Annotated in this window: 21 protein-coding genes and 1 riboswitch; of the genes, 16 read left to right on the top strand and 5 right to left on the bottom strand. The window is 66.0% G+C overall.

Annotated elements, in window-relative coordinates; translation table 11 throughout:
- The first annotated feature begins 141 nt into the window (after window positions 1–141).
- The 4 genes from ligA to V9L17_RS19840 all read left to right on the top strand — a co-directional run bounded on the left by ligA (window position 142) and on the right by V9L17_RS19840 (window position 4,281).
- Window positions 142–2,424, top strand: a complete 2,283-nt coding sequence (gene ligA, locus V9L17_RS19855; protein WP_443198051.1) for an NAD-dependent DNA ligase LigA — start codon at window positions 142–144, stop codon at window positions 2,422–2,424.
- Window positions 2,425–2,429: 5 nt separating this feature from the next.
- Window positions 2,430–3,239, top strand: coding sequence for an inositol monophosphatase family protein (locus tag V9L17_RS19850; RefSeq protein WP_337352620.1), 810 nt, complete (start codon window positions 2,430–2,432; stop codon window positions 3,237–3,239).
- A gap of 108 nt (window positions 3,240–3,347) precedes the next feature.
- Entirely contained in the window at window positions 3,348–3,851 is a 504-nt protein-coding gene (locus V9L17_RS19845) for a GNAT family N-acetyltransferase (RefSeq protein WP_337347511.1), read from the top strand.
- Window positions 3,852–3,897: 46 nt separating this feature from the next.
- The gene (locus V9L17_RS19840; RefSeq protein WP_337352618.1) at window positions 3,898–4,281 is read left to right on the top strand and encodes a RidA family protein; all 384 of its coding nucleotides are present in this window, start codon (window positions 3,898–3,900) and stop codon (window positions 4,279–4,281) included.
- 15 nt (window positions 4,282–4,296) lie between these two features.
- Here the strand turns inward: V9L17_RS19840 and V9L17_RS19835 are convergent, their stop codons facing one another.
- Together V9L17_RS19835 and V9L17_RS19830 are read right to left on the bottom strand one after the other, a co-directional pair.
- A complete protein-coding gene (locus V9L17_RS19835) occupies window positions 4,297–4,959 on the bottom strand; it encodes a response regulator (RefSeq protein WP_337352617.1) in 663 nt (220 codons plus the stop codon).
- A complete protein-coding gene (locus tag V9L17_RS19830) occupies window positions 4,952–6,682 on the bottom strand; it encodes a sensor histidine kinase (RefSeq protein WP_337352616.1) in 1,731 nt (576 codons plus the stop codon). The genes V9L17_RS19835 and V9L17_RS19830 overlap by 8 nt, the downstream gene beginning before the upstream one ends.
- A 181-nt stretch (window positions 6,683–6,863) precedes the next feature.
- On the opposite strand from V9L17_RS19830, the gene V9L17_RS19825 reads away from it, so the two are divergent.
- The 5 genes from V9L17_RS19825 to V9L17_RS19805 all read left to right on the top strand — a co-directional run bounded on the left by V9L17_RS19825 (window position 6,864) and on the right by V9L17_RS19805 (window position 12,682).
- A complete protein-coding gene (locus V9L17_RS19825; protein ID WP_337352615.1) occupies window positions 6,864–8,333 on the top strand; it encodes a CitMHS family transporter in 1,470 nt (489 codons plus the stop codon).
- 146 nt (window positions 8,334–8,479) lie between these two features.
- Window positions 8,480–8,776, top strand: a complete 297-nt coding sequence (gatC, locus tag V9L17_RS19820) for an Asp-tRNA(Asn)/Glu-tRNA(Gln) amidotransferase subunit GatC (protein WP_066286151.1) — start codon at window positions 8,480–8,482, stop codon at window positions 8,774–8,776.
- Between the two features lie 7 nt (window positions 8,777–8,783).
- Window positions 8,784–10,373: an Asp-tRNA(Asn)/Glu-tRNA(Gln) amidotransferase subunit GatA gene (gene gatA / locus V9L17_RS19815; protein ID WP_337347515.1), complete on the top strand. Its 1,590-nt coding sequence runs from the start codon at window positions 8,784–8,786 to the stop codon at window positions 10,371–10,373.
- Entirely contained in the window at window positions 10,373–11,881 is a 1,509-nt protein-coding gene (gene gatB / locus V9L17_RS19810) for an Asp-tRNA(Asn)/Glu-tRNA(Gln) amidotransferase subunit GatB (RefSeq protein WP_337352614.1), read from the top strand. The genes gatA and gatB overlap by 1 nt, the downstream gene beginning before the upstream one ends.
- Before the next feature lie 198 nt (window positions 11,882–12,079).
- A complete protein-coding gene (locus V9L17_RS19805) occupies window positions 12,080–12,682 on the top strand; it encodes a hypothetical protein (RefSeq protein WP_337352613.1) in 603 nt (200 codons plus the stop codon).
- A gap of 44 nt (window positions 12,683–12,726) precedes the next feature.
- On the opposite strand, the gene V9L17_RS19800 is transcribed toward V9L17_RS19805, so the two are convergent.
- On the bottom strand, window positions 12,727–13,647 hold the full coding sequence (locus V9L17_RS19800; protein WP_337352612.1) for a LysR family transcriptional regulator: 921 nt from the start codon (window positions 13,645–13,647) through the stop codon (window positions 12,727–12,729).
- A 135-nt stretch (window positions 13,648–13,782) separates the two neighbouring features.
- Here V9L17_RS19800 and tdh point away from each other — a divergent pair, with 135 nt between their 5' ends.
- The 5 genes from tdh (at window position 13,783) to V9L17_RS19775 (ending at window position 19,319) form a co-directional block, all read left to right on the top strand.
- On the top strand, window positions 13,783–14,829 hold the full coding sequence (tdh, locus tag V9L17_RS19795; protein WP_337352611.1) for an L-threonine 3-dehydrogenase: 1,047 nt from the start codon (window positions 13,783–13,785) through the stop codon (window positions 14,827–14,829).
- Between the two features lie 8 nt (window positions 14,830–14,837).
- Window positions 14,838–16,034, top strand: coding sequence for a glycine C-acetyltransferase (locus V9L17_RS19790; RefSeq protein ID WP_337352610.1), 1,197 nt, complete (start codon window positions 14,838–14,840; stop codon window positions 16,032–16,034).
- Between the two features lie 65 nt (window positions 16,035–16,099).
- A complete protein-coding gene (locus V9L17_RS19785; RefSeq protein ID WP_337352609.1) occupies window positions 16,100–17,212 on the top strand; it encodes an NAD(P)/FAD-dependent oxidoreductase in 1,113 nt (370 codons plus the stop codon).
- Window positions 17,213–17,223: 11 nt separating this feature from the next.
- Window positions 17,224–18,435: an imidazolonepropionase gene (gene hutI / locus V9L17_RS19780; RefSeq protein ID WP_337347522.1), complete on the top strand. Its 1,212-nt coding sequence runs from the start codon at window positions 17,224–17,226 to the stop codon at window positions 18,433–18,435.
- 95 nt (window positions 18,436–18,530) lie between these two features.
- Window positions 18,531–19,319: a DeoR/GlpR family DNA-binding transcription regulator gene (locus V9L17_RS19775; RefSeq protein ID WP_337352608.1), complete on the top strand. Its 789-nt coding sequence runs from the start codon at window positions 18,531–18,533 to the stop codon at window positions 19,317–19,319.
- Window positions 19,320–19,331: 12 nt separating this feature from the next.
- Here the strand turns inward: V9L17_RS19775 and V9L17_RS19770 are convergent, their stop codons facing one another.
- A complete protein-coding gene (locus tag V9L17_RS19770; protein ID WP_337352607.1) occupies window positions 19,332–20,012 on the bottom strand; it encodes a histidine phosphatase family protein in 681 nt (226 codons plus the stop codon).
- A gap of 85 nt (window positions 20,013–20,097) precedes the next feature.
- Between V9L17_RS19770 and V9L17_RS19765 the strand changes: the two genes are divergently transcribed.
- Window positions 20,098–20,874 (top strand): CPBP family intramembrane glutamic endopeptidase, encoded by a 777-nt coding sequence (locus tag V9L17_RS19765; protein ID WP_337352606.1) that lies wholly within the window; start codon window positions 20,098–20,100, stop codon window positions 20,872–20,874.
- Window positions 20,875–21,025: 151 nt separating this feature from the next.
- Here V9L17_RS19765 and V9L17_RS19760 read toward each other — a convergent pair whose 3' ends face one another.
- On the bottom strand, window positions 21,026–21,664 hold the full coding sequence (locus V9L17_RS19760) for a VOC family protein (protein ID WP_337347526.1): 639 nt from the start codon (window positions 21,662–21,664) through the stop codon (window positions 21,026–21,028).
- A 172-nt stretch (window positions 21,665–21,836) separates the two neighbouring features.
- Window positions 21,837–21,952: riboswitch (SAM riboswitch) on the top strand.
- A gap of 43 nt (window positions 21,953–21,995) precedes the next feature.
- On the opposite strand from V9L17_RS19760, the gene V9L17_RS19755 reads away from it, so the two are divergent.
- Window positions 21,996–23,315 (top strand): bifunctional o-acetylhomoserine/o-acetylserine sulfhydrylase, encoded by a 1,320-nt coding sequence (locus tag V9L17_RS19755; protein WP_337347527.1) that lies wholly within the window; start codon window positions 21,996–21,998, stop codon window positions 23,313–23,315.
- Window positions 23,316–23,340 lie beyond the last annotated feature (25 nt).

Below are 23,340 nucleotides of genomic sequence, written 5' to 3'. Positions count from 1 at the left end.
AGAAGGCCACGAAGAACGCCAACGAGCAGGACCAGGCTTCACGCTAGCCACTGCCGCGCCACCACGCAGCACGCGAATCGCGGGCCCCGGACACAGCACAGTGTCCGGGGCCCGCGGGCATTCCGGCGGGATGTCAGTGCCATGAGGCAAGATAGGTCTGTGAGCACAGCACCAGGCCCCGCAGAACAGACCACCACCAGGACTGAGCCAGGAATCACGGCTCCGGAGGTGATCCCTTCCGAGTCCGTGCGTGAGGAGTACGAGAACCTGGCCGATCTCGTCAGGAAGTACAGGTTCGCCTACTACCAGGAGGACGAGCCCCTGGTTTCGGATGCCGAATTTGATGACCTCTTCCGCAGGCTGGAGGAGATCGAGGCCCTGCACCCCGAGCTGGTGTCCAATGACTCCCCGACGCAGGAAGTGGGCGGCGAGGTCTCCGCGGCGTTTGCCGCCGTCGAGCACCTGCAGCGCATGTACAGCCTCGAGGACGTCTTTTCCCTCGAGGAGCTGGAGGCCTGGCTGGCCAAGGCAGAAGCCTCCGTCGCAAAAATCGGGAACGGCACGGCCGGACCCGTCTGGCTGACGGAACTGAAAATCGACGGCCTCGCCGTCAACCTGCTGTACCGCGATGGAAAACTGGTCCGCGCGGCAACCCGCGGAGACGGTTTTACGGGCGAGGACATCACCCACAACGTCCTCACCATCAAGGAAATCCCGCAGGAACTCAGGGGAACCGACTTCCCGGCCGAGATGGAGATCCGCGGCGAGGTTTTCATACCGTCCGAGGCTTTCGCGGAATTCAACGAAGCCCTGATCGAGGCCGGAAAGGCTCCGCTGGCTAATCCACGGAACGCCGCGGCCGGTTCACTCCGCCAAAAGGACCCCGCCGAAACCGCCAAGCGGCCGCTGCGGATGTTCGTCCACGGCATCGGCGCCCGGGAGGGCCTGGAAGCACAGAGCCAGTCCGAAACCTATGCCCTCCTGGAAAAGTGGGGCCTCCCGGTCAGCCCATACTTCGAGGTCTTGAACAACCTGGACGAGGTCCTGGGCTTCATCAGGAAATACGGCGATCAGCGGCACAAGCTCCTCCACGAAATCGACGGCATCGTGGTCAAGGTGGATAACTTCGCCACCCAAAGGGCGTTGGGATACACCACCCGGGTGCCGCGCTGGGCGGTGGCGTACAAATATCCGCCGGAGGAAGTCCACACCAAGCTCCTGGACATTGCCGTCAACGTTGGGCGCACCGGGCGGGTGACCCCGTTCGGCATTATGGAGCCCGTCAAGGTGGCAGGCTCCACAGTGGGGATGGCCACCCTGCACAACCAGGATGTTGTGAAAGCCAAGGGCGTAAAAATCGGCGACATCGTGGTCCTGCGGAAAGCCGGCGACGTCATCCCCGAAATCGTGGGCCCTGTCCTCGCCCTGCGCGAGCAGCAGGACCCGCCGGTACGCGACTTCGTGATGCCCACCGAATGCCCCTCCTGCGGAACGCCGCTGGCGCCCGGCAAGGAAGGGGACGTGGATATCCGCTGCCCCAACGCACGGTCCTGTCCGGCCCAGTTGCGTGAGCGGGTCTTCCATCTGGCAGGCCGGGGCGGGTTCGACATCGAGGCCCTCGGCTGGGAAGCGGCCATAGCGCTCACGCAGCCTGCCGAACCCGAGGTACCGCCGCTGACCACCGAAGCGGCCCTTTTTGACCTCACCCCGGAATCCCTGGCGGACGTACGCATCAGGCGGGAAAAACGCTCCAAGGGCGTGGCCACCGGCGAGTTTGAGCTGGTGCCGTATTTCTGGAGCAAAGGGACGGCAAAAACTCCTTCCAAGCCCACGGCCACCACCGAAAAGCTGTTCCGGGAGCTGGAAAAAGCCAAGACCCAGCCCCTGTGGCGGCTGCTCGTGGCGCTCTCCATCCGGCACGTGGGACCGCGGGCGTCCCGGGCCCTCGCGCAGGCCTTCGGCAGCATGGACGCCATCCGGCAGGCCTCCGAGGAGGAACTCGCTCACGTTGACGGTGTGGGTCCCACCATCGCCGCTGCGTTGAAGGAATGGTTTGCCGAGGACTGGCACCTCGAAATCATCGACCGCTGGGCCGCTGCGGGGGTCCGGATGGAGGACGAACGGGACGAATCCACGCCCCGCACCCTCGAAGGCCTCACAATCGTCGTCACCGGTTCGCTGCCCAACTTCAGCCGGGACGAAGCCAAGGAAGCCATCCTCACCCGGGGCGGCAAGGCTGCCGGCTCCGTCTCCAAAAACACCAGCTATGTAGTGGCCGGGGAAAATGCGGGCACCAAGTTGGACAAGGCGGAGCAGCTCGGCATTCCGGTGCTCGACGAGGACGGCTTCCGGGAACTCCTGGAAAACGGTCCTGCTCCTTCAACCGAGGCAGAAGCCGGCGAATCCGAACAGGCAGCGGAGTGAGCCGCCTGGACCTCACCGTTGAGTTGCTGGCGGTGGCCCGGCTGGCCGCCGCTGCCGGCGCCGCTGTACTGGCGTCGCGGAACGGTGATGCGCTGGGGGTCAGCAACAAGGGCGACGCCGGGGACTGGGTCACGGCCTACGACGTCGCGGCCGAGGACGCGGTACGCCGCGCCATTACCGCGGCGCGGCCGCAGGACACCATCACGGGTGAGGAGCATGGCACCACACGGCCGGAGGCTCCCAGCGGCTACCGCTGGTCCATCGACCCGCTGGACGGAACCACCAACTTCATCAGGAATATCGTCTACTACGCCACGTCCGTGGCGGTGGCCGATCCCGACGGCGTCTGGCTGGCCGGCGTCGTCCACGCACCTGCATTGGAACGCGTGTACTACGCCTCCCGTGGGCAGGGCGCATGGCTTGAAGCGCGCGGCAGGGTCACCCGGCTGGAAGGCCCGGTAGCCGGACGGAAGGGGCAGATCCTGGCCACCGGATTCAGTTACGATCCCACCGTCCGCGCGCAACAGGCCGTTGCCCTGGGCGGACTCATGGACGGTTTCGCGGACGTCCGCCGCCTGGGCTCCGCCGCCCTGGACCTCTGCATGGTTGCTGACGGAACCATCGACGCCTTTGGCGAACGCGGCCTCAACGAACACGATTTCTCCGCCGGAGCGCTGATCGCCGAGGAGGCAGGCTGCTGGGTACGGCGGCCGCGCCTCACCAGCCCGCTCCGGGGCGGGCCCAAGGACGGCGACAGGCTGGCAGCCTGGACGTGCGCCGCGAGCCTGGAGCTCTCGGGGAAGTTCCCCCTCTGAGGGCATCCCCGCCACGGCTGGAGTGCCACATCGGCGGGCAGTGATAGTTCAGTCACGGAAAGTGCCCTTTCAAGGCCGCCGCCCGGCGGACGCTACTAGCATTGTCAGGTGCAGCCGCAGATAACCGTCCGTCCCGCCGTCGAGTCCGACTTTGACGTCATCGCCCGGATCACCCGGGATTCCTACCTCGCCGCGGGCTACTTCGAGGACGCGGACCACCCATATATGCGGCAGGTCCAGGAAGTCGCCGAGCGTGCGGCGAAGGCCACCATCTGGGTAGCCGAGCGTGACGGCCAGGTGGTGGGCTCCGTGACACTGGCGGTGGCGGGTGAGCCGTACGCGGACATTGCCCTTGCCGATGAGCTGGAGTTCCGCATGCTCGTGGTGGACCCCGCAGCGCAGCGCAGCGGAGCCGGCAAGGCCATGGTGGAGGCCATTATTGACCATGCCCGGTCCCTGGAGGGCATCAACGCGGTGGCGCTCACCACTGGAAAAACATGGGAAAGCGCCCACGGGCTATACCGCAAGACCGGGTTCCAGCGAGTGCCAAAGCGCGACTGGTTCGTTCCCGGCACTGACATAAAGCTGCTGGTTTACCGGCTGGACGTCTAGCCGCCCTAGAGTGGTGCCGACTCATTTCAGGACTGAAAGGCCCACCATGCGCAAAACATTCGGCACCGGCTCCGTCTGGGAACAGACCCTCGGATACTCCCGAGCCGTCCAGGTGGATAACACGCTGTACATCTCGGCGACAGCTGCCAGCGGCGAAGACGGCATTGTGGGCGAAGACTTCTACACCCAGACCCAGTACATCCTTCAGAAGCTCGGCGCTGTCCTGGCCGACGCCGGCTTCGGCTTCGGCGATGTTGTGCAGTCCAAGCTCTACCTCACGGACATCAGCAAGTGGGAAGAGGCCGGCCGTGCCCACGGCGAAGTCTTCGGCGAGATCCGCCCCACGCTCTCCCTGGTGCACGTCCTGCCGTTCCTGGACCCGAAAATGCTCGTGGAGATCGAGCTCGTAGCCCAGAAGAGCGCCAGCTAAGAAGCCGTCCAGGGCTTAGCGGGCCGGGAGGCCGTAGCGGTGTTCGGGGCGGCCCGTGGTTCCGTAGCGCAGCTGGATGTCGACGGCGCCGTCGTCGGCCAGCGAGGACAGGTACCGTTGCGCCGTGGCCCGGGAGACGCCTACCCGGGTGGCTACTTCGGCGGCCGAGTACTGCTCCCCTGGAACCAGTGACTCCAGGACGGCGGCTTCCGTGGCGGACCGGGGCTTGGCTGATGGTGCCGCTTCGCCCGGGATGAGGGACCGCTTCGCGCGTTCCACCGCGTCCTGGTCCAGTGCGCCCGCCTGGCCCAGGATGCGCCGGTACCGGGCGTAGGACCGCAGCTGCTGTGCCAGGGATTCGGCCGTAAAGGGCTTGAGCAGGTAGCCCAGGGCTCCCCGGCGGAACGCCCTGCTGACCGAGGCGGCATCCGAGGCCGCACTCAGGATCATGGTGTCCACGTCCAGTTGCTGGAGCAGGTCCAGCCCTGACCCGTCCGGCAGGTAGACATCCAACAGGACCAGGTCCGGGCGCAGGCTGTGGATGGCCTGCAGGGCAAGGGACGCCGAGCCTACCGGCGACAGCGCCAGGAAGCCCGGCACCGAATCCACGTACGCGGCGTGCAGCTTGGCCACGTGGAAATCGTCGTCCACTATGAGCACCCTGAAATCTTCAGGCATCGTCATCCTCTCCGGCGGAAGGCTTTATTCCCGCCGTCGTGTGCGGAAGGGAGGCCATAAAGACGGCGCCAGGTCCGCCTTCGGAGCCCGGCTCCAGGACCTTCACGTCCCCGCCGCGGCGCCGGGCCAGCTGACGGGCCAGGGCGAGTCCCAGTCCCTGGCCCCCGGCCCGGGCGGAGACAGCCGGACCGGACGCAGGCGTTCCGGAGGCCGCCGTCGTAAACCCCTCCGCAAACACTGCTTCGGGTTCCGTCCCAGCCCCCAACCCGTCACCGGAGTCGGCGACGACAATGTGCAGGGTGCCGCCGGCGTCGTCCGGTTCATCCAAAACTTCCAGTTCCACCCAGCGGTCCGGAGAAGTACCGGCGACGGCGGCGTTCACCGCGTTGTCGATCAGGTTTCCGAGCACGGTGGTAACGTCCTGCGGCTCGGTGACCTGGCTCCGGACCAGCGTCTCCGGCCCAATCCGGAGTGTGACTCCGCGTTCGTCGGCTTCCACGCCCTTGGCGCCCACAAAAGCCTGAAGGTAGGGGTCCTGGAGCAGCTCGGCCTGGTCGACGGGGAACTTCAGCGGACCCGTTGCGGCGAGCCGGGCCAGGTACTCCCGGGCTTGGTGGTGCTGGCCGATGCTCATGAACCCGGCGATGGTGTGCAACTGGTTGGCAAACTCGTGGCGCTGGGCCCGGAGCGCGGTGGACATGGTGCCCACGGCGTCCAGCTGCCGGGTGAGCTGCTGCAGCTCGGTGCGGTCCCGCAGCATCACCACCCAGCCCAGGTCCTCGCGCCGGTGCAGGGCCTTCCGCGCACTGGCCACCAGCACCCGCCCGCCCGCCACCAGCTCGATGGCATCCGCCTCTTCGGCGTCCGGCAGCGTCAACGACTTCAGCTGGCAGGGGACCGGAGCATCCGCCCACAGGCCCCCAGTGAGGTCGCGCTGCCCCAGGAGCCGCTGTGCTGCTGCATTGAAGACGCTGATCCTGCCGTCGGCGGAAACGCCGATCACGCCGTCGTCCACGCCTTGCAGCACTGCCACCTGGTCGTGGACCAGGGTGCTGATCTCCTCAGGCTCCAGGCCCAGGGTCAGGCGCTGCAGCCTGCGCCGCAGCAGGAAGGACGCCAGCGCGCCTGCCAGCAGGGCGCCGGCAGCGGTCAGCGCAACAGGCCCGATGTCGCGTTGCACGCTCTGGCCCACCGTTTCCATGGAGTAGCCAACACTGACCTCGCCCACCACAGTCTCTGTTCCCGGTGCGTACACCGGGACCTTGGCCCCGGCCGACGGGCCTAGCGTGCCCGTGTTGCGGGTGGTCACCTCCTGGCCGGCCAGTGCTTCGGTGGGATCGGTGCTGACTTTTTCGCCGAGCCGGGCAGAGTCCGGGTGGGCGAGCCGCAGGCCGGTTTCGTCGGTGATGACCACAAAAAGGGCTCCGGTGCGGGCGCGGGCGGCTTCGGCGGCGGCCATCAGGGGCCCGGCCGAAAGTTCGCTGGCCGGGGGAGTGCCGGCCTGCTCACTGATGGCAAGCACGTCGGCACGGACGGACGGGTCCGACGCGACAGTGCGCGCCAGCGTCAGCGCCTGGTTCTCAGCCTCGGCGCCAACCCTGTCGTACGTCAGCCAGGCGTGGACGGCGGCGCTGAGCAGAACCACCAAAAGAACCACGCCAAGCTGCAGGAGCAGCGTCTGGGTGGAGAACCGCAAGGGCGGCCGGGGCGCGGAACGCTGCATGATCCTCCTTGATTTGCTGGTGTGGTCGGCTGATGGGACGCCGTGAGCACAATGCGCAAAATGCTCGCAATAAGCAGTATGCCAATCAATTGAGGCAAAGGCACGGCGGTGATGGCCGCCACTATAACGTCTGTAGCACGCGTCACACCGTTGTGTCGCTGTTCACAAGAAGGAGCCGGCCGTGCTGGTATTACTTGGATTCGCCATGATCGCGGTATTCATGGTGCTGATCATGACGAAGAAGTTGACGCCAGTGCTGGCGCTGATCATCGTCCCCACCGTTTTTGGCCTCTTTGCAGGCGCCGGGCTTGGCATCGGGGACATGGTCCTTGATTCGATGAAGTCAATGACGTCCACCGCAGCCCTGTTGATGTTCGCGATCATCTACTTTGGCCTGATGATCGACGTCGGGCTGTTCGACCCGCTGGTGAAGTTCATCCTCCGCAAGCTGGGCAACGACCCCGCCAAGGTGGTGCTCGGCACCGCAATCCTGGCGGCCGCAGTTTCCCTGGATGGTGACGGCTCCACCACCTTCATCCTCACCACCGCGGCTATGCTGCCCGTCTACCTGCGCCTGAAGATGAGCCCGGTGGTCCTCACCTGCGTGGCCGGCCTGGCCAACGGCACCATGAACATCCTTCCGTGGGGCGGCCCCACGGCCCGCGCCGCCACCGCGCTCCACTTGGACGTCAATGACGTTTTTGTCCCCATGATCCCGTCGCTGATCGCCGGCCTCGTGGTCGTATTCGCCTTCTCCTGGCTGCTGGGACTGCAGGAACGCAACCGCCTCCGCGCCACTGAGCCGGAAATCTGGGGAGTGCCGGATTCACCGGAAGCGTTCGACGGCGGCACAGCCGCTGCCTTCTCCAGCACCGACCGCACGGGGTCAGGTACCCCCGGAAGCGGCACTCCCGCCGTCGGCGGTTTCCCGGCGGGGTCCTCCGTTGCCGTCCTGGAACGCACCGAGACCCTCGTGGACGACCACGACTCCGCGATGGCGGACACCGCTTTGGACCCCAACCGCAGCACCCTGCGTCCCAAGCTCATCTGGTTCAACCTGGGCCTGACCATCGCGGTGATGGTCATGCTGGTGGCCGACCTCGTGCCGTTGCCGTTCGTCTTTATGGTCGGTTCCGCCATCGCGCTGGTGGTGAACTTCCCCAACGTCAAGGAGCAGGGCGCGCAGCTGATCGCCCACGCACCGTCCATCGTGGCCGTGGTGAGCATGGTCATGGCCGCCGCAGTCCTGACCGGCGTCCTCACCGGAACCGGCATGGTGGAGGCAATGTCCGCCTGGCTGGTCCAGATCATCCCCTCGAGCATGGGCCCCTTCATGGCCGTGATCACCGGTGTGCTCAGCATCCCCATGACCTTCTTCATGAGCAATGACGCCTTCTACTTCGGTGTCCTGCCGGTACTCAGCGAGACGGCCGGCCACTACGGCATCAGCGCCGCCGAGATGGCCCGAGCCTCCATCACCGGCCAGCCGTTCCACCTGCAGAGCCCACTTGTTCCGGCCATCCTGCTGCTCGTCTCCCTGGCCAAGGTTGACCTGGGCGATCACCACAAAAAGGTCCTCTGGCGCACGGCCGTCATCTCCCTCGTAATGCTTGGTGTGGGAATGCTGACTGGAGCCATCGGAATCGGTTAGTCTTGTCCTGCCTGTGGCTGGCCCTCGTGGCCGGGACCACGGCACCGACGTGCCCGTCTGACGCCCGCTGGGGGTCGTCAGACGGGCACCGACGTTTCCCCACTAGACTGGTTCGGAAAACAATTCGAACTTTGCAGGGGAGATCCATGGCTGCGATCAACCGTGACGACGTCGCGCACCTCGCGCGGCTCGCTCACATCGAGATGAGTGCTGAAGAGCTGGACAGGATGGCCGGCGAACTCGCCGTCATCGTTGAATCAGTCAAATCCGTGAGCGAAGCCGCCGGAGACGACGTCCCGGCAACCTCGCACCCGATCCCGCTGAGCAACGTGTTCCGCGAGGACGTTGTGGGGCACACCTTCACCGCGGACCAGGCACTTTCGGGAGCTCCGGACTCCGATGAGAACCGTTTCAAGGTCCCGGCCATCCTGGATGAGGCATAAGACACCAATGACTGAAACCAATACCAACCAGCTCATCCGCCTCTCCGCAGCGCAGCTGGCCGAGAAGCTCGCCGCCCGCGAAATCACCTCCGTCGAGGTAGTGCAGGCCCACCTGGACCGGATCGCAGAGGTCGACGGCGGCGAACGCGGCGTGAACGCCTTCCTCCACGTCAACACGGAAGAGGCGCTTGCCGTTGCCGCCGAAGTTGACGCCATCCGCGCCGCCGGCGGCGCCGCGGCCGAGGCGCTGCACGAGCTCGCCGGCGTGCCGATCGCGGTCAAGGACCTCATTGTCACTATCGGCCAGCCCACCACGGCCGGTTCGAAGATCCTTGAGGGCTGGCACAGCCCGTATGACGCCACGGTGGTCAAGCGGCTGCGCGAGGCTAAAATGCCCATCCTGGGTAAGACCAACCTGGACGAATTCGCCATGGGCTCCTCCACGGAGCACTCCGCGTACGGGCCCACCAGGAACCCCTGGGACCTGGACCGGATCCCAGGCGGGTCCGGCGGCGGTTCGGCAGCCGCCGTCGCCGCCTTTGAAGCACCCTTGGCCCTCGGTACCGACACCGGCGGCTCCATCCGCCAGCCCGGCGCCGTCACCGGCACCGTGGGCGTCAAGCCCACATACGGCAGCGTGTCCCGCTACGGCGCCATCGCCATGGCCTCCTCGCTGGACCAGATCGGCCCGGTCTCGCGGACAGTGCTGGACTCGGCGCTCCTGCACCAGGTCATCGGCGGGCACGACCCCTTCGACTCCACCTCCCTGCCCGACCCCCTGGAAGACCTCGTGGCTGCCGCCCGGCTGGGCAACGTGGACGGCATGCGGATCGGCATCATCAAGGAACTCCACGGCGAGGGCTACCAGGCCGGCGTCGAGAACCGCTTCAACGATTCGCTGGAACTGCTCAAGCAGGCCGGCGCGGAAATCGTTGAGGTTTCCTGCCCCAACTTCCAGTACGCCCTCGGCGCCTACTACCTGATCATGCCGTCGGAGGCCTCCTCCAACCTGGCAAAGTTCGACGGCGTCCGTTATGGCCTGCGCGTCCTCCCCGAGGACGGGCCCATGACGATCGAACGCGTCATGGGGGCCACCCGCGCCGCCGGCTTCGGCGACGAGGTCAAGCGCCGCATCATCCTTGGCACGTACGCCCTGAGCGCAGGCTACTACGACGCCTACTACGGCTCGGCCCAGAAGGTGCGCACGCTGGTCCAGCGCGACTTCGACGCCGCGTTCACGGTGGCCGACGTCCTGATCTCGCCCACGGCCCCCACCACGGCCTTCAAGCTGGGGGAGAAGCTCGATGACCCCCTGGCGATGTACCTCAACGACGTCGCCACCATCCCTGCCAACCTGGCCGGCGTCCCCGGACTGTCCCTTCCGGGCGGCCTGGCTGACGAGGACGGCCTGCCCGTCGGCATCCAGTTGCTGGCCCCGGCCCGCCAGGATGCCCGCCTCTACCGGGTGGGTGCGGTTTTGGAATCCCTCCTGGAGGCGAAGTGGGGCGGACCGCTCCTCGCCCAGGCCCCGGACCTGGCTGAGTCCACGTTGGCCGGACCGGTCCCCACCCTTGTCGACGCCAAGGAGGCAAAATAATGAGCACTGACGCTACCCTGAGCTTCGAAGAGGCCATGGAGAAGTACGATCCCGTCCTGGGCTTTGAGGTCCACGTGGAGCTCAACACCAAGACCAAGATGTTCTCTTCGGCGCCCAACGTCTTCGGCGACGAGCCGAACACCAACGTCAACGAGGTGGACCTTGGCATGCCCGGCGTGCTGCCGGTGGTGAACAAGACCGCGATTGAGTCCTCTATCAAGATCGGCCTCGCGCTCAACTGCAAGATCGCCGAGTCCTGCCGCTTCGCCCGGAAGAACTACTTCTACCCGGATACCCCGAAGAACTTCCAGACATCCCAGTACGACGAACCCATCGCGTACGACGGCTACCTGGACATCGAGCTCTCGGACGGCACCGTGTTCCGCGTGGAGATCGAGCGCGCCCACATGGAGGAGGACGCCGGAAAGCTGACCCACATGGGTGGAGCCACCGGACGCATCCAGGGCGCCGACTTCTCGCTGGTGGACTACAACCGCGCTGGCGTGCCGCTCGTCGAGATCGTCACCAAGCCCATCGAAGGTGCCGGTTCACGGGCCCCCGAGCTGGCCAAGGCCTACGTGGCTGCGGTCCGTGAGATCGTCAAGAACCTTGGTGTGTCCGACGCGAAGATGGAACGCGGCAACGTCCGCTGCGATGCCAACGTTTCGCTCCGCCCGCACGGCCGCGAACGCTTCGGCATTCGCTCCGAAACCAAGAACGTGAACTCGCTGCGCGCCGTCGAGCACGCTGTGCACTACGAAATCAGGCGGCACGCTGCCGTTCTGGAGTCCGGCGAGCCGGTTATCCAGGAGACCCGCCACTGGCACGAGGACACGCGCACCACGACGTCGGGCCGGGCCAAGTCCGACGCCGACGACTACCGCTACTTCCCGGAGCCGGACCTGGTTCCGGTTGTTCCCTCGCGTGAGTGGGTTGAGGAACTGCGTGCCACCCTGCCCGAGCCGCCCGCGGCCCGGCGCAAGCGGCTGCAGGCCGACTGGGGCTACTCGGACCTGGAATTCCGGGACGTCGTCAACGCCGGTGTCATGGACGAAATCGAGGAAACCATTGCGGCCGGCGCCTCGGCCTCCGTGGCCCGCAAGTGGTGGATGGGCGAGATCGTGGGCCGCGCCAAGAACGCGGACGTCGATCCCGGCCAGCTGGGCGTCCAGCCCGCCACCATTGTTGAACTGAACAAACTGGTGGAAGACGGCAAGATCAACAACAAGATGGCCACCGAGGTCCTTGACGGCGTGCTCGCTGGTGAAGGCAGCCCGGCGGAAATCGTCGAGAAGCGCGGCCTGGCCGTCGTTTCCGACGACGGCCCCCTGCTTGAAGCCATCGATGCCGCCCTCGCCGCGCAGCCCGACGTCGCGGACAAGATCCGCGCAGGCAAGCTCCAGGCCATCGGTGCGATCGTGGGCGGTGTCATGAAGGCCACCCGCGGGCAGGCAGATGCAGGCCGCGTGAAGGAACTGATCCTGCAGAAGCTTGGCGTCGAGGGCTGACTCGCCTGATTTAACCCAACTGGGTCGCAGCAAATGTCGTTTAGAACGCTCATAACGACACTTGCTGCGACCCAGTTTTGCTTCTAGGTAGTACTCGCATCCTGCAGGCCTAAAAGTACTCGTGTTCACTGGCGGTTCCCGGTCCTACACTGAAGTTCCAGGGCACAGGGGCCCTGCCCGTGCTGTGGAGGTATGGCCATGTCGGTCCGAGAACCGTTGAGAATCCGCAAGGCATTGCTGGCCGGCGTGGTGGCGCTGGGCCTGACCGGGACCGGGGTGGCGATCGCCTGGTCCGCCACTGACTCGCCGTCGCCTTCTCCGTCGGAGTCGGCCCCGGGCAAGCAGGACAAGAAGCAGGACAAGGCCGAGCGGCCCCAGCATTTGCACAGCGAGAGCGTAGTGAAGAAGGCCGACGGGACGTTTGAAACCCACCTGAGCCAGCAGGGCACAGTGGAGGCCGTCAACGAAACGTCAGTCACCGTCAAGAGCGAAGACGGCTTCACGCAGAGTTACGCCGTCAACGCAGAGACTAAGATCATCAAGTTCCCCGCTCCAGCGGCGGACGGATCTCCTGCCACGGGGGAGGACGGCAAGCGGCTTAAGCCCTCGGAGGTAACCATCGCGGAGATCGCTACGGGTGAGTCGGTCCGGGTCTCCGGTGTGAAAAGCGGCGACTCTGCCACGGCGGACAAGATCGTCGAGGGCGCGGGAACGGGTCCGGGACTTGGCCTGGGCAAAGGCATGGGCAAGGGCCTCGGCAAGGAAGCACGCAAAGGCCACGGGAAAGGGCTCGAAAAGTAGGTAGCAGCAGATGTCGTTTTGAGCCCTCATAACGACATCTGCTGCTACTTAGTTGGGGGAGGGTCCACCAGCCCGGTCATGATCGCCTGCAACGCCTCGCACACCATCGTCACCGCACGCCGCTTCAGGTTCTCCGGGCGGGCCAGGATGTCGATCCGCCGCCGGGTGCTGATGCCCTCGAGCGGCCGCAGCACAATACCGGGATTGAGCACAGGCCGCGCCGTATGCCGCGGCAGCAGTCCCACCACGCCGCCAGCCGCCACCAGCGCCGCCACGGTGGAGTAATCATTGATCCGGTGCACGATGTTCAGTTCCTTGCTGGACACGGCCGCGACGGCGGACAGCACGTCCGCGGGAGAGTAACCGGTGTGGCTGGTCACCCAGGCTTCGCCCACGACGTCGGCCGCGGTCACCGTGGCCTGGCCGGCCAGGCGGTGGTCCGCCGGCAGGGCAACATCCAGCGGTTCATGAGCCAGCGGGATCACCGCGACCCGCTCCTGCGGCCAGCGCGGGCTGTGGTCCATGCGGTGGGCGAGCACCAAGTCGTAGCGGGCGGTCAACGCCGGGAAATCGTGCTGCGCCACGTCCTCGTCGGAGAGCTGGATCCTCGGCTGGCCCGGCGCGTCCAGCGTCCGCGCGAGCGGGGCGAACAAGGCCTGGCCCACGCTGTGGAACCCGCAGAGCGTCACCGGCGCCACCGGCGAGCCGTGGTACGCGCCGATGGCAGTGCGCGCATCCGCCATGGCACTGACGACGGCGGCGCCGGCGTCGGCGAGCACCTGACCGGCTTCCGTGAGCACCAGGTTCCTGCCCTCCTTGCGCGTCAGCGGCACCTCGACGTTCCGTTGCAGCAGGGACAGTTGCTGGGACACGGCGGAGGGTGTGACCATCAGCGTCTCCGCCACCGCTTTCACGCTGCCCAGGGCTCCAAGCTCGCGAAGGATTTCCAGCTGGTGAATTTCCATTCAGCCAGTCTACGCATAAGCCAAAGCTTCATCGTCGATTGAGAAAATACTGCTTGTGCTAATGCTTTGGAATGGCTCTAATGAAGGGAGATCTCCGCCCGCAGCCCAGGGCGACAACCAAGAGTTAGGAAGCCAATGAAGGCCCTTTACAAGTCCGGCGCACACGCCGGGTTCGAACTGGTTGACCGTCCGGAACCCGAGGCGGGGCCTGACGATGTCAAGATCCGCGTCCTGACTACCGGCATCTGCGGCACAGACCTGCACATCCAGTCCTGGGACTCATGGGCCCAGGGCATTATCGAAGCGCCACTCATTCCCGGCCACGAGTTCTATGGCGAAGTAGTGGAAACCGGCAAGGACGTCCGCGACGTCAAGGTGGGCGACCGGGTGTCCGGTGAAGGCCATGTGGTGTGCGGGATCTGCCGCAACTGCCGCGCCGGCCGGCGGCAGATGTGCATCCACACCGTCAGCGTGGGTGTTCAGCGGGACGGAGCCTTCGCCGAGTTCGTCGTTATCCCCGAGACCAACGTCTGGGTCCATCACGATCCCTCCATCACCCCCGAGCTCGGCGCGATCTTCGATCCGTTCGGCAACGCCGTGCACACCGCCCTCAGCTTCCCCCTGGTGGGCGAGGACGTGCTGATCACCGGTGCCGGACCCATCGGACTCATGGCCATCGCGGTGGCCCGCCACGCAGGGGCGCGCAAGATCGCCATCACCGATGTGTCCCAGCCCCGCCTGGACCTGGCCCGGCAACTCGGCGTGGACCTCGCCATCGACGTCTCCACTACCCGGGTCCGCGATGCCCAGCGGGAACTGGGCATGCGGGAAGGCTTTGACATCGGCATGGAAATGTCGGGCCACCCCACCGCGCTTCCTGAGATGATCGACAACATGAACCACGGCGGGCGTATTGCCATGCTCGGCCTGCCCAGTCAGGACATCACCATCGACTGGGGCAAGGTGGTCACGCACATGCTGACCCTGAAGGGCATCTACGGCCGCGAGATGTATGAAACCTGGTACGCCATGAGTGCCATGCTGTCCTCCAACCCGGTGCTGCACGCCGGCATCTCGGCCGTGGTGACGGACAGGCTTCCCGCCAGGGATTGGGAAAAAGGCTTTGACATTGCCCGCGCCGGCGTCGGCGGCAAAGTTGTCCTCGACTGGACCGAACTCTAAGGAGCACCATGTACACCGCCATCAAGGACCAACTCCAGGCAGAGCTGGACGACATCCGAACCGCCGGGCTCTTCAAGACCGAACGGAGCATCAACTCCCCGCAGTCCAGCCACGTCACCGCGGGGCAGATTGGCCAGCCCGGCACCTCGGTGCTGAATTTCTGCGCCAACAACTACTTAGGCTTGGCAGACCACCCGGAAATCATCGCCGCAGCCAAGGCAGCCATGGACACCCGTGGCTTTGGCATGGCCAGTGTCCGCTTCATCTGCGGCACCCAGGACCTGCATCTGGAACTCGAAGCCAGGGTCTCCCGATTCCTCGGGACCGAGGACACCATCCTGTTCTCCAGCTGCTTTGACGCCAACGGTGGGGTCTTCGAATCCCTCTTCGGGCCGGAGGACGCCATCATTTCCGACGCCCTCAACCATGCCTCCATCATCGACGGCATCCGGCTCTGCAAGGCCCAGCGCTTCCGGTACGCGAACCAGGACATGGCCGATCTCGAAGCCAAGCTCCTCGAAGCCAAAGATGCCCGGCGCAAGATCATCGTGACCGACGGCGTGTTCTCCATGGACGGCTACCTCGCCCCGCTGGAGGCGATCTGCGACCTCGCGGAGACGCACGACGCCCTGGTCATGGTGGACGACTCCCACGCTGTCGGCTTTATGGGTGCCACGGGAGCCGGAACCCCCGAACACGCCGGTGTGTCCCACCGCGTTGATATCTACACCGGCACGTTCGGCAAGGCCCTGGGCGGCGCGTCCGGAGGCTACGTCTCTGGCCGCAGCGAAGTGGTGGCCATGCTCCGCCAGAAGGCGCGCCCCTACCTGTTCTCCAACTCCCTGGCCCCCGCGATCGTGGCAGCGACCATCAAGGCCCTGGACCTGGTGGAGAATTCCGGCGAACTGCGGACCCGGCTGTTCGAGAACGCCCGGCTTTTCCGGTCCCGGATGACCGAGGAAGGCTTCGAACTCCTGGATGGCGAACACGCGATTGTCCCCGTCATGTTCGGGGACGCCGTGATGGCCGCCAAGGTGGCTGACCAGATGCTCAAGCACGGCGTCTTCGTCACTGCGTTCAGTTTCCCGGTGGTCCCGCGCGGTGCGGCCCGGATCCGGGTGCAGCTCTCAGCCTCACATTCGGCGGACGACGTCGAAGCGTGCGTGGGTGCCTTCGTCGCCAGCCGTGCCGCCGTAGCGGGCTAGGCCCCCGGGGCTGGACTGGCGCCAGGCTCGGCGCGGCCGCACGGCAACTCTGCAAGGATGGAGCCATGGCAGCACATTACGATGTCCTCATTGTCGGCGGCGGTATCGCGGGCCTGTCCCTGGCGTCGGCACTCGCCGCCAGCTGCAGCGTTGCGTTGGTGGAGGCGGAACAGGAGCTGGCGTACCACACGTCCTCCCGCTCAGCCCGGCAGCTGATCCCCAGCTACGGTCCGGCCGTAGTGCAGCAGTTGACGGCCCGCACGCTGGAGCTGATGGCGGCAAGGGATGCGGAACTGCCCCGGCCGGTCCTGTCGCCGCGCAGCTTTATGCTCATCGGCACTGAGGAGGCTGTCCGTGCCGAGGCCAGCGGCCACATGAGCCCCATTTCAGTGGCCGAAGCACTGGAGCTGTGTCCGGCGCTGGTGCCGGACACGTTTTCCGCCGCGGGCCTGGATACCGGATCCTTCGGCTGCGACGCCCCCCTGCTGCTGGCCGACCACCGGGAGCGGGCGGAAGCCGCCGGCGCGGACATTATTACCGGCGCCCGAGTGCATTCCGCCCAACGGTTGGGCTCAGGCTGGGAGATCGGTGCCGGGCAGGAGGCTTTCCAGTCCGGTGTGATGGTCAACGCCGCAGGCGCCTGGGCCGACGAACTCGCCGTCATCAGCGGAGTGGAGAAGCTCGGGTTGCAGCCGTACCGGCGCACCGCGGCGATCGTCGGCGTCGAACGTCCCCTGCCTGAGCACAGCCCCATGGTGGCGGCAGCGGACAACACGTTCTACTTCCGGCGAGAGGGGACTGACGTGCTGGTTTCGCCCTCGGAAACTGTCCCCAGCGGGCCGGAGGACGCCCGGCCCCGGCCCGGCGACGTGGAGCGGCTGATCGCCAAGCTCAACCAGGTCACCACCCTCGGGATCGGCCAAATCCGCAGTGCCTGGACCGGGCTCCGGACCGAAGCGGCCGACGGCGTGCCCGTGGCCGGCTTCGACGCGGAGGCACGCGGGTTCTACTGGCTCGCCGGCCAGGGCGGTTACGGGTTCCAGACCTCGGCGGCCATGGCCGAGCTCGCGGCCGCCCAGATCCTCGCCGGGCAGGGCTCCGGGACCGGCGTCGACTACAGTCCGGCATTCCGGACAGCGGAGGCGCTGGCCGCCACGCGCTGGTCCATTCGGCGTTGAAGAATAGACTCATGAGCACCCTGATCACCAATATCGCCGAGCTGATGACCCAGGACCTGGAACACCGGGTCCTGAAAAACGCCGCCATAGTGGTCGAAGGGGAACGGATTGCGTGGCTGGGTGCCGCCGCCTCAGCCCCGGCCGCCGATGACACCGTCGATGCCGGCGGCCGCGCGGTGCTGCCCGGCTGGGTTGACTCGCATACGCACCTGGTCTTCGCCGGCGACCGCACCGCGGAGTTCGAAGCCCGGATGGCGGGAGAGTCCTATTCGGCCGGTGGGATCGCTGTTACCGTCGACGCCACCCGGCAGACGTCCGATTTCGACCTCACGAGGCTGGCGATGGCACGGGTTTCCGAGGCCGTCTCCCTGGGCACCACGTATCTCGAAACGAAGACGGGGTACGGGCTGGACACCGAAAACGAGGCACGGAGCGCCCGCATCGCCTCCACCGTGGTCGACGAAGTCACCTACCTGGGAGCACACCTGGTACCCGCCGGCTCGGATGCCGATGCCTACACAGAGCTCGTCTGCGGGCCCATGCTTGACGCCGTCCGCCCCTATGTCCGCTGGGCGGACGTCTTCTGTGAGGAGGGGGCCTTCACTGCGGAGCAGTCCCGCCGCGTACTTGAGGCGTGCCGGGATGCCGGGCTGGGGATCCGGGTACACGGCAACCAGCTGGGCCAGGGCCCCGGGGTGCAGCTGGCGGTGGATCTGGGCGCGGCGAGCGTGGACCACGTCAACTACCTGTCGGCTGAAGACGTAGCCGCGCTGGCTGAGAGTTGGGCTGGCTGGGACCCCGCAACGGGCACCGGCGTGCGCGGGACCGTCGCCACGTGCCTTCCCGCCTGCGACCTTTCTACCCGGCAGGCGCTGCCCCCGGCACGGGCAATGCTGGACGCCGGGGTGCAGCTGGCGCTGGCGTCCAACTGCAACCCCGGCACCTCCTACACCAGTTCCATGGCCTTCTGTGTGGCAACGGCCGTGCTGCAGATGCGGCTCAGCGTCCATGAGGCGGTCCGGGCCGCGACGTACGGCGGCGCGCTGGCGTTGCACCGGGACTCCGGGCACGACGCCGACGGCGAACGGGCGGTGGGATCCCTCGCCGTCGGACACCGGGCGGATCTGCACATGCTCAACGCACCCTCCGCCACCCATCTCGCCTACCGCCCGGGCATGCCGCTCACGTACGCTGTGTGGCGGGCGGGTGTACGGGTGCGCTGAGCCTCAGGCAGTTTTTGACGCTTTATGATCGTTGCGGGTCTGATACAATCAGAAAATGTCATAATCGAGTGACTGTTTGACGCTGAGAGGCCCCCATGACCCGTACCGACCGCCTGACGGCCATCCTGGATATCCTCGCGAAGACCGGCCAGGTCGAGGTTGAGGAGATCGTCTCACAGCTTGCTGTTTCGCCCGCCACGGCCCGCCGCGACCTGGACAGCCTGGCCAAGAGGCGGCTGCTGACCCGCACCCGGGGCGGCGCCACCACCGGAGCGCTCGCCTACGACCTTCCCGGGCGATACAACCGAGACGACCACGCCGAAGCCAAGGAACAAATCGCCCAGGCGGCCTCGGCACTGATCAGGCCCGGAGCCGTGATCGGCCTGTGCGGCGGCACCACCAGCACCGCCCTGGCGCAGATCCTGGCAACCCGCGAGGACCTCAACGCCCCCGCCAACCAGCCAACGCTGACCGTCGTCACCAATGCGATCAACATCGCCTCGCAGCTGGCCGTCCGGCCCAACATCAAGGTCATGGTGACCGGCGGCATCCTGAATCCCCGCTCCTACGAGCTCGTGGGACCGTACACGGACATCATCATGCAGAAGGTGGTCCTGGATATCGCCTTCATCGGAGTCAACGGCATCGACCCGGTAGTTGGCCCCACGAACACCGGGGAAGGGGAGGCATCGGTGAACGCACTCCTCGCCAGCCGGGCGCGCGTGTCCTACGTGCTGGCCGATTCCTCCAAGGTGGGTGTACGTGCCTTCGCCACTATGGACGGCTATGACTTCACCCGCCTCATCACCGATGCCGGGATTTCTGCCGAGGACAAGGCCGCATTCGAGGCCAACGGAACCGAAGTGATCGTGGCGCCGCATTAGGACGCCACAGCGCTAGAACACCATGGGCGGGGCGTCCAGGACCGTCTCGTCCACCCGGCGTTCCACCCACTGGCTGAACGGAATGTCCAGTTCGTACTTGTCCGCGTCAGTCCGCACCAGGGTCCGCACGTCGGCGTTGTCCGGGTTGTTGAGGGACTCGAAGTACTCCACCGACCAGTGGAACCAACGCATGCAAAACAGCCGCATGGTCAGCCCGTGGGTCACCAGCAGGGTGTTGGGCGCGTAGTCCGGTTTGGACCAGTGGCGGTAGAGGGTTTCCATAAAGGAGGAGATCCGGTCGTAGACATCGGAGCCGGACTCGCCTTCGCGGAAGCGGTAGAAGAAGTGGCCGTAGGCGTTGCGCAGTTCCTTCTGGTCCTCGATGTCTCCGCTGATCTGGAAGTTGGCCCAGTCCTGTTCCCGGAGGCGCGGCTCTTCGATCACCCGTTCCGTGAGGTTGCCGAGGTTGAGTGCTTCCAGGGTTTGATGGGCACGCAGGTACGGCGACACATAGACGCAGACCTGGCGGCCATCAAGTTCCCGGCGGATCCGTTCGCCTGCCTCGGTGGCCTGCTCCAGGCCCAGGGGAGTCAGCGGGATACGGTAGTCCGGCACGCGGTTGTAAATGGACGTATCAGCGTTGGCCATGGACTGGCCATGCCGGATCATGATGATTTTCCCTGGCGCGCTCATAAGCCCCAAGCATAAGTCCTGTGCCCACGCCCTCCCGGGAAGCCCAAATCAGGAAAGAACCAGAAACTGCAGGCAAGATGGGAACATGCTGGTTCCCTCCCGCCGTCGGCTGCGGCTCGAAGTATGGATCGTCCTGGGCCTGTCGCTGGGGCAGTCCGCTGTCTACTCAGTGGTGCAGCTGCTGGATAAGATGACGCGCGCCCCGCTGGCTGAAGGTACCTCCACGCTTAACCGCTCACAGAGCACCCGCGAATACTTTGACCTCACCTACCAGCTGCTGGACATCATCTTCGCGTTGGTTCCGGTCTTGCTGGTCATCTACTTCCTCACTGACCACCGGCAGTCCACCTCCGGGGCCCCGCAGGGCGGCTCGGCGTTCCGGAAGCTCGGCTTCGACTTTGCCCGGCCCGGTCGCGACATGCTCCAGGGGCTGGGCCTCGCAGCGCTGATCGGCGTTCCGTCCCTCGGCCTATATGCTGCGGGCCGGGCCCTGGGCATCACCACCGCCATCATCCCCAGCGCACTGGATGCGTACTGGTGGACGGTGCCTGTGCTGATCCTGTCCGCCCTGCGGCATGCCGTCGTGGAGGAAGTCATTGTGGTGGGGTACCTCCTGAACCGCTTCGGCGCGTTCGGCTGGAGCGTTCCGCTGGCGATCTTCGCCAGTTCCATGCTGCGCGGCAGCTACCACCTCTACCAGGGCTTCGGGCCCTTCATTGGGAACGCTGTGATGGGGGTGGTCTTCGCCTGGCTGTACACCAGGACCCGGCGCGTTATGCCGCTGGTCATTGCCCACGCCCTGCTGGACATCGTGGCGTTTGTCGGCTTCAGCCTCTTTGGGAAGGCCGTCGGCCTCGGTTAGGCAGACTAAGGCCGGGGAAGTTAAACGGGGGAGTTAAAGGGATTCGGCCGCCATCGGTGGGTGGCATCGTTGGCACCCGCTGATGGCGGCCGAAGTATGTTGCCGGGCATGGTTGCCCGGCGGGCCGTGCTGGCCCGGCGGAAGAAAGCAATCAGATGGTGACTGCTCCGGAGGCGGTCTCGAACGTGACGGACAGGATGCCGGGGGTCCCGTGCGGAGCTACCCAGTCCACGGCGACGTCCTCAAGTGGCTTCTCCACCGGTTCGCCCAGCCATTCGGTCACCCGTGCAGCGGAACCGGCGATGGTCAGGCAGGACATCTTGACATTGCTGTCGTAGGCGTTGGACGGGTGGAGGGCGGGATCGCCTTCCCACTTGAGCATGTACGGGACCTGCGGGTCCGCGATCAGGCCCAGGATGCCGATCTGCTTCCAGACCAGTTCGCGGCCGTCGGGAAACTTGCGGTTTCCGTTGACCGCGGAGCGGCCGAGGCGTGCTTCGAAGGGGGCGAGGTCGTCAACTTCGACGCACCACCCCATCCAGCCGCCGCCGGCAGCGGAGCGTGCCCGGACTGCCTGTCCGAACGGTGCCTTGTCCGATGCCGGGTGGTCAAGCACCTCGACTACTTCCAGATATTTGTGCCCCGCGAGAGGGATGATCATGTTCCGGGTTCCGAAACGGGGGTGCACTCCGCCCTTTACGGCTTCAACGCCGAGGGCGGACGAAATACGTTCGGTGGTGGCAGCCAGGCCATCGTGTTCACAGGCGTAAGAGACGTGATCCATGCGCATGCCCTCATCTTGGCACTTTGTGATCGGGCTCTCAGCTAAGGGTATCCTTACCAACTTTGGGGTGCGTCACGAGTGGACATCGGGCTTTCCATCACCCCCGGGAAGAGCGCCGGGTGACCATGTTCGTCACAATGCTGTTGCGCGCCGTCGAACGGTTCCTACACTGAACGCAGGTCATGAGCGCCAGCGCCAAGCCCCGGCTCGCTGGCCGGCAACCCTCCATCCGCGGTGGGGTGCCCCGGGTGAGGACCTGGCTGCCCCGCAACGGCCGGGCGGCAAGCGCGGCCCGTGGTGCTCCCAGCATGCCGGGCCCATGTCAAAGGAGCCTTGAATGTCCGACGGATGGTCTTTTGAAACCCGCCAGATCCACGCCGGCCAGGAGCCGGACAGCGCCACAGGGGCGCGTGCCCTCCCGATCTACCAGACGACGTCGTTCGTCTTCCCGAGTGCCGAAAGCGCCGCCAACCGCTTCGCGCTCGCAGAATTGGCACCGATCTATACGCGGATCGGCAACCCCACCCAGGACGCCGTGGAGCAACGGATCGCCAGCCTGGAAGGCGGGTTGGCTGCCCTCCTGTTGAGCTCGGGGCAGGCGGCCGAAACCTTCGCCATCCTCAATATCGCCGAAGCCGGGGACCATGTGGTGGCAAGCCCCAGCCTTTATGGCGGCACGTACAACCTGCTGGGGTACACGCTGAAGAAGTTCGGCATCTCGGTGACGTTCGTGGAGGACCCGGACAACCTGGACCAGTGGCGCGAGGCCGTCCGCCCGAACACCAAACTGTTCTTTGCTGAGGTCGTGTCCAACCCGCGCCAGGATGTCCTCGATATCGAAGGGGTGTCCCGGACCGCCCACGAGGCCGGCGTTCCGTTGGTGGTGGACAATACGCTCTCCACGCCGTACCTCATACGCCCGCTGGAGTGGGGCGCCGATATTGTGGTCCACTCGGCCACCAAATACCTTGGCGGACACGGATCGGCGATCGCGGGGGTGATCGTGGACTCCGGCAACTTCGACTTCGGTCAAGACCCGGATAGGTTCCCTGGTTTCAACACCCCGGATCCCACCTACAACGGGCTGGTCTATGCCCGTGACCTTGGCGCCGGCGGCGCCTTGGGCGCCAACCTGTCCTACATCCTCAAAGCCCGCGTCCAGCTCCTCCGAGACCTCGGCTCCGCAGTATCGCCCTTCAACGCCTTCCTCATCGCCCAGGGCCTGGAGACGCTGAGCTTGCGGGTGGAGCGGCACGTTGAGAACGCCGTTGCGGTGGCGCAGTGGCTGGAAGCCCGTGACGACGTCGAGTCGGTAGCGTACGCGGGGCTGCCTTCGAGCCCCTGGTACGAGCGCGGACGCAAGTACGGCCCCAAGGGCACAGGAGCCGTGGTGGCCTTCAACCTGGCCGGCGGGGCCGAGGCGGGCAAGCGGTTTGTGGACGCCTTGGAGCTCCACAGCCATGTGGCGAACATCGGCGACGTCAGGTCCCTGGTCATCCACCCTGCGTCCACCACCCATAGCCAGCTCTCCCCGGAGCAGCAGGCAATTGCGGGCGTTACGCCGGGGCTGGTCCGCCTCTCCGTGGGCATCGAACACATCGATGACATCCTGGCGGACCTGGAGGCAGGTTTCCGGGCGGCCAAGGCGGCTCTCTAAGGCGGTTTCAGCGCCGGATTCCCGG

Origin of the sequence: Pseudarthrobacter sp. CCNWLW207, from assembly GCF_037203945.1 — a bacterium.
In the GTDB taxonomy this organism is placed as follows: Bacteria; Actinomycetota; Actinomycetes; order Actinomycetales; family Micrococcaceae; genus Arthrobacter.
Note: the sequence above shows the minus strand (reverse complement) of the source record. Positions and strands in the feature narration are given on the sequence as shown.

Coding starts and splice junctions, on each gene's coding strand:
- V9L17_RS19765 (WP_337352606.1), top strand. CDS start 20,098: ATGCTGGTTCCCTCCCGCCGTCGGCTGCGGCTCGAAGTATGGATCGTC.
- V9L17_RS19755 (WP_337347527.1), top strand. CDS start 21,996: ATGTCCGACGGATGGTCTTTTGAAACCCGCCAGATCCACGCCGGCCAG.
- V9L17_RS19800 (WP_337352612.1), bottom strand. CDS start 13,647: ATGGAAATTCACCAGCTGGAAATCCTTCGCGAGCTTGGAGCCCTGGGC.
- V9L17_RS19770 (WP_337352607.1), bottom strand. CDS start 20,012: ATGAGCGCGCCAGGGAAAATCATCATGATCCGGCATGGCCAGTCCATG.
- ligA (WP_443198051.1), top strand. CDS start 142: ATGAGGCAAGATAGGTCTGTGAGCACAGCACCAGGCCCCGCAGAACAG.
- gatC (WP_066286151.1), top strand. CDS start 8,480: ATGGCTGCGATCAACCGTGACGACGTCGCGCACCTCGCGCGGCTCGCT.
- V9L17_RS19785 (WP_337352609.1), top strand. CDS start 16,100: ATGGCAGCACATTACGATGTCCTCATTGTCGGCGGCGGTATCGCGGGC.
- gatA (WP_337347515.1), top strand. CDS start 8,784: ATGACTGAAACCAATACCAACCAGCTCATCCGCCTCTCCGCAGCGCAG.
- V9L17_RS19775 (WP_337352608.1), top strand. CDS start 18,531: ATGACCCGTACCGACCGCCTGACGGCCATCCTGGATATCCTCGCGAAG.
- V9L17_RS19830 (WP_337352616.1), bottom strand. CDS start 6,682: ATGCAGCGTTCCGCGCCCCGGCCGCCCTTGCGGTTCTCCACCCAGACG.
- V9L17_RS19840 (WP_337352618.1), top strand. CDS start 3,898: ATGCGCAAAACATTCGGCACCGGCTCCGTCTGGGAACAGACCCTCGGA.
- V9L17_RS19835 (WP_337352617.1), bottom strand. CDS start 4,959: ATGCCTGAAGATTTCAGGGTGCTCATAGTGGACGACGATTTCCACGTG.
- hutI (WP_337347522.1), top strand. CDS start 17,224: ATGAGCACCCTGATCACCAATATCGCCGAGCTGATGACCCAGGACCTG.
- tdh (WP_337352611.1), top strand. CDS start 13,783: ATGAAGGCCCTTTACAAGTCCGGCGCACACGCCGGGTTCGAACTGGTT.
- V9L17_RS19790 (WP_337352610.1), top strand. CDS start 14,838: ATGTACACCGCCATCAAGGACCAACTCCAGGCAGAGCTGGACGACATC.
- V9L17_RS19805 (WP_337352613.1), top strand. CDS start 12,080: ATGTCGGTCCGAGAACCGTTGAGAATCCGCAAGGCATTGCTGGCCGGC.
- gatB (WP_337352614.1), top strand. CDS start 10,373: ATGAGCACTGACGCTACCCTGAGCTTCGAAGAGGCCATGGAGAAGTAC.
- V9L17_RS19760 (WP_337347526.1), bottom strand. CDS start 21,664: ATGCGCATGGATCACGTCTCTTACGCCTGTGAACACGATGGCCTGGCT.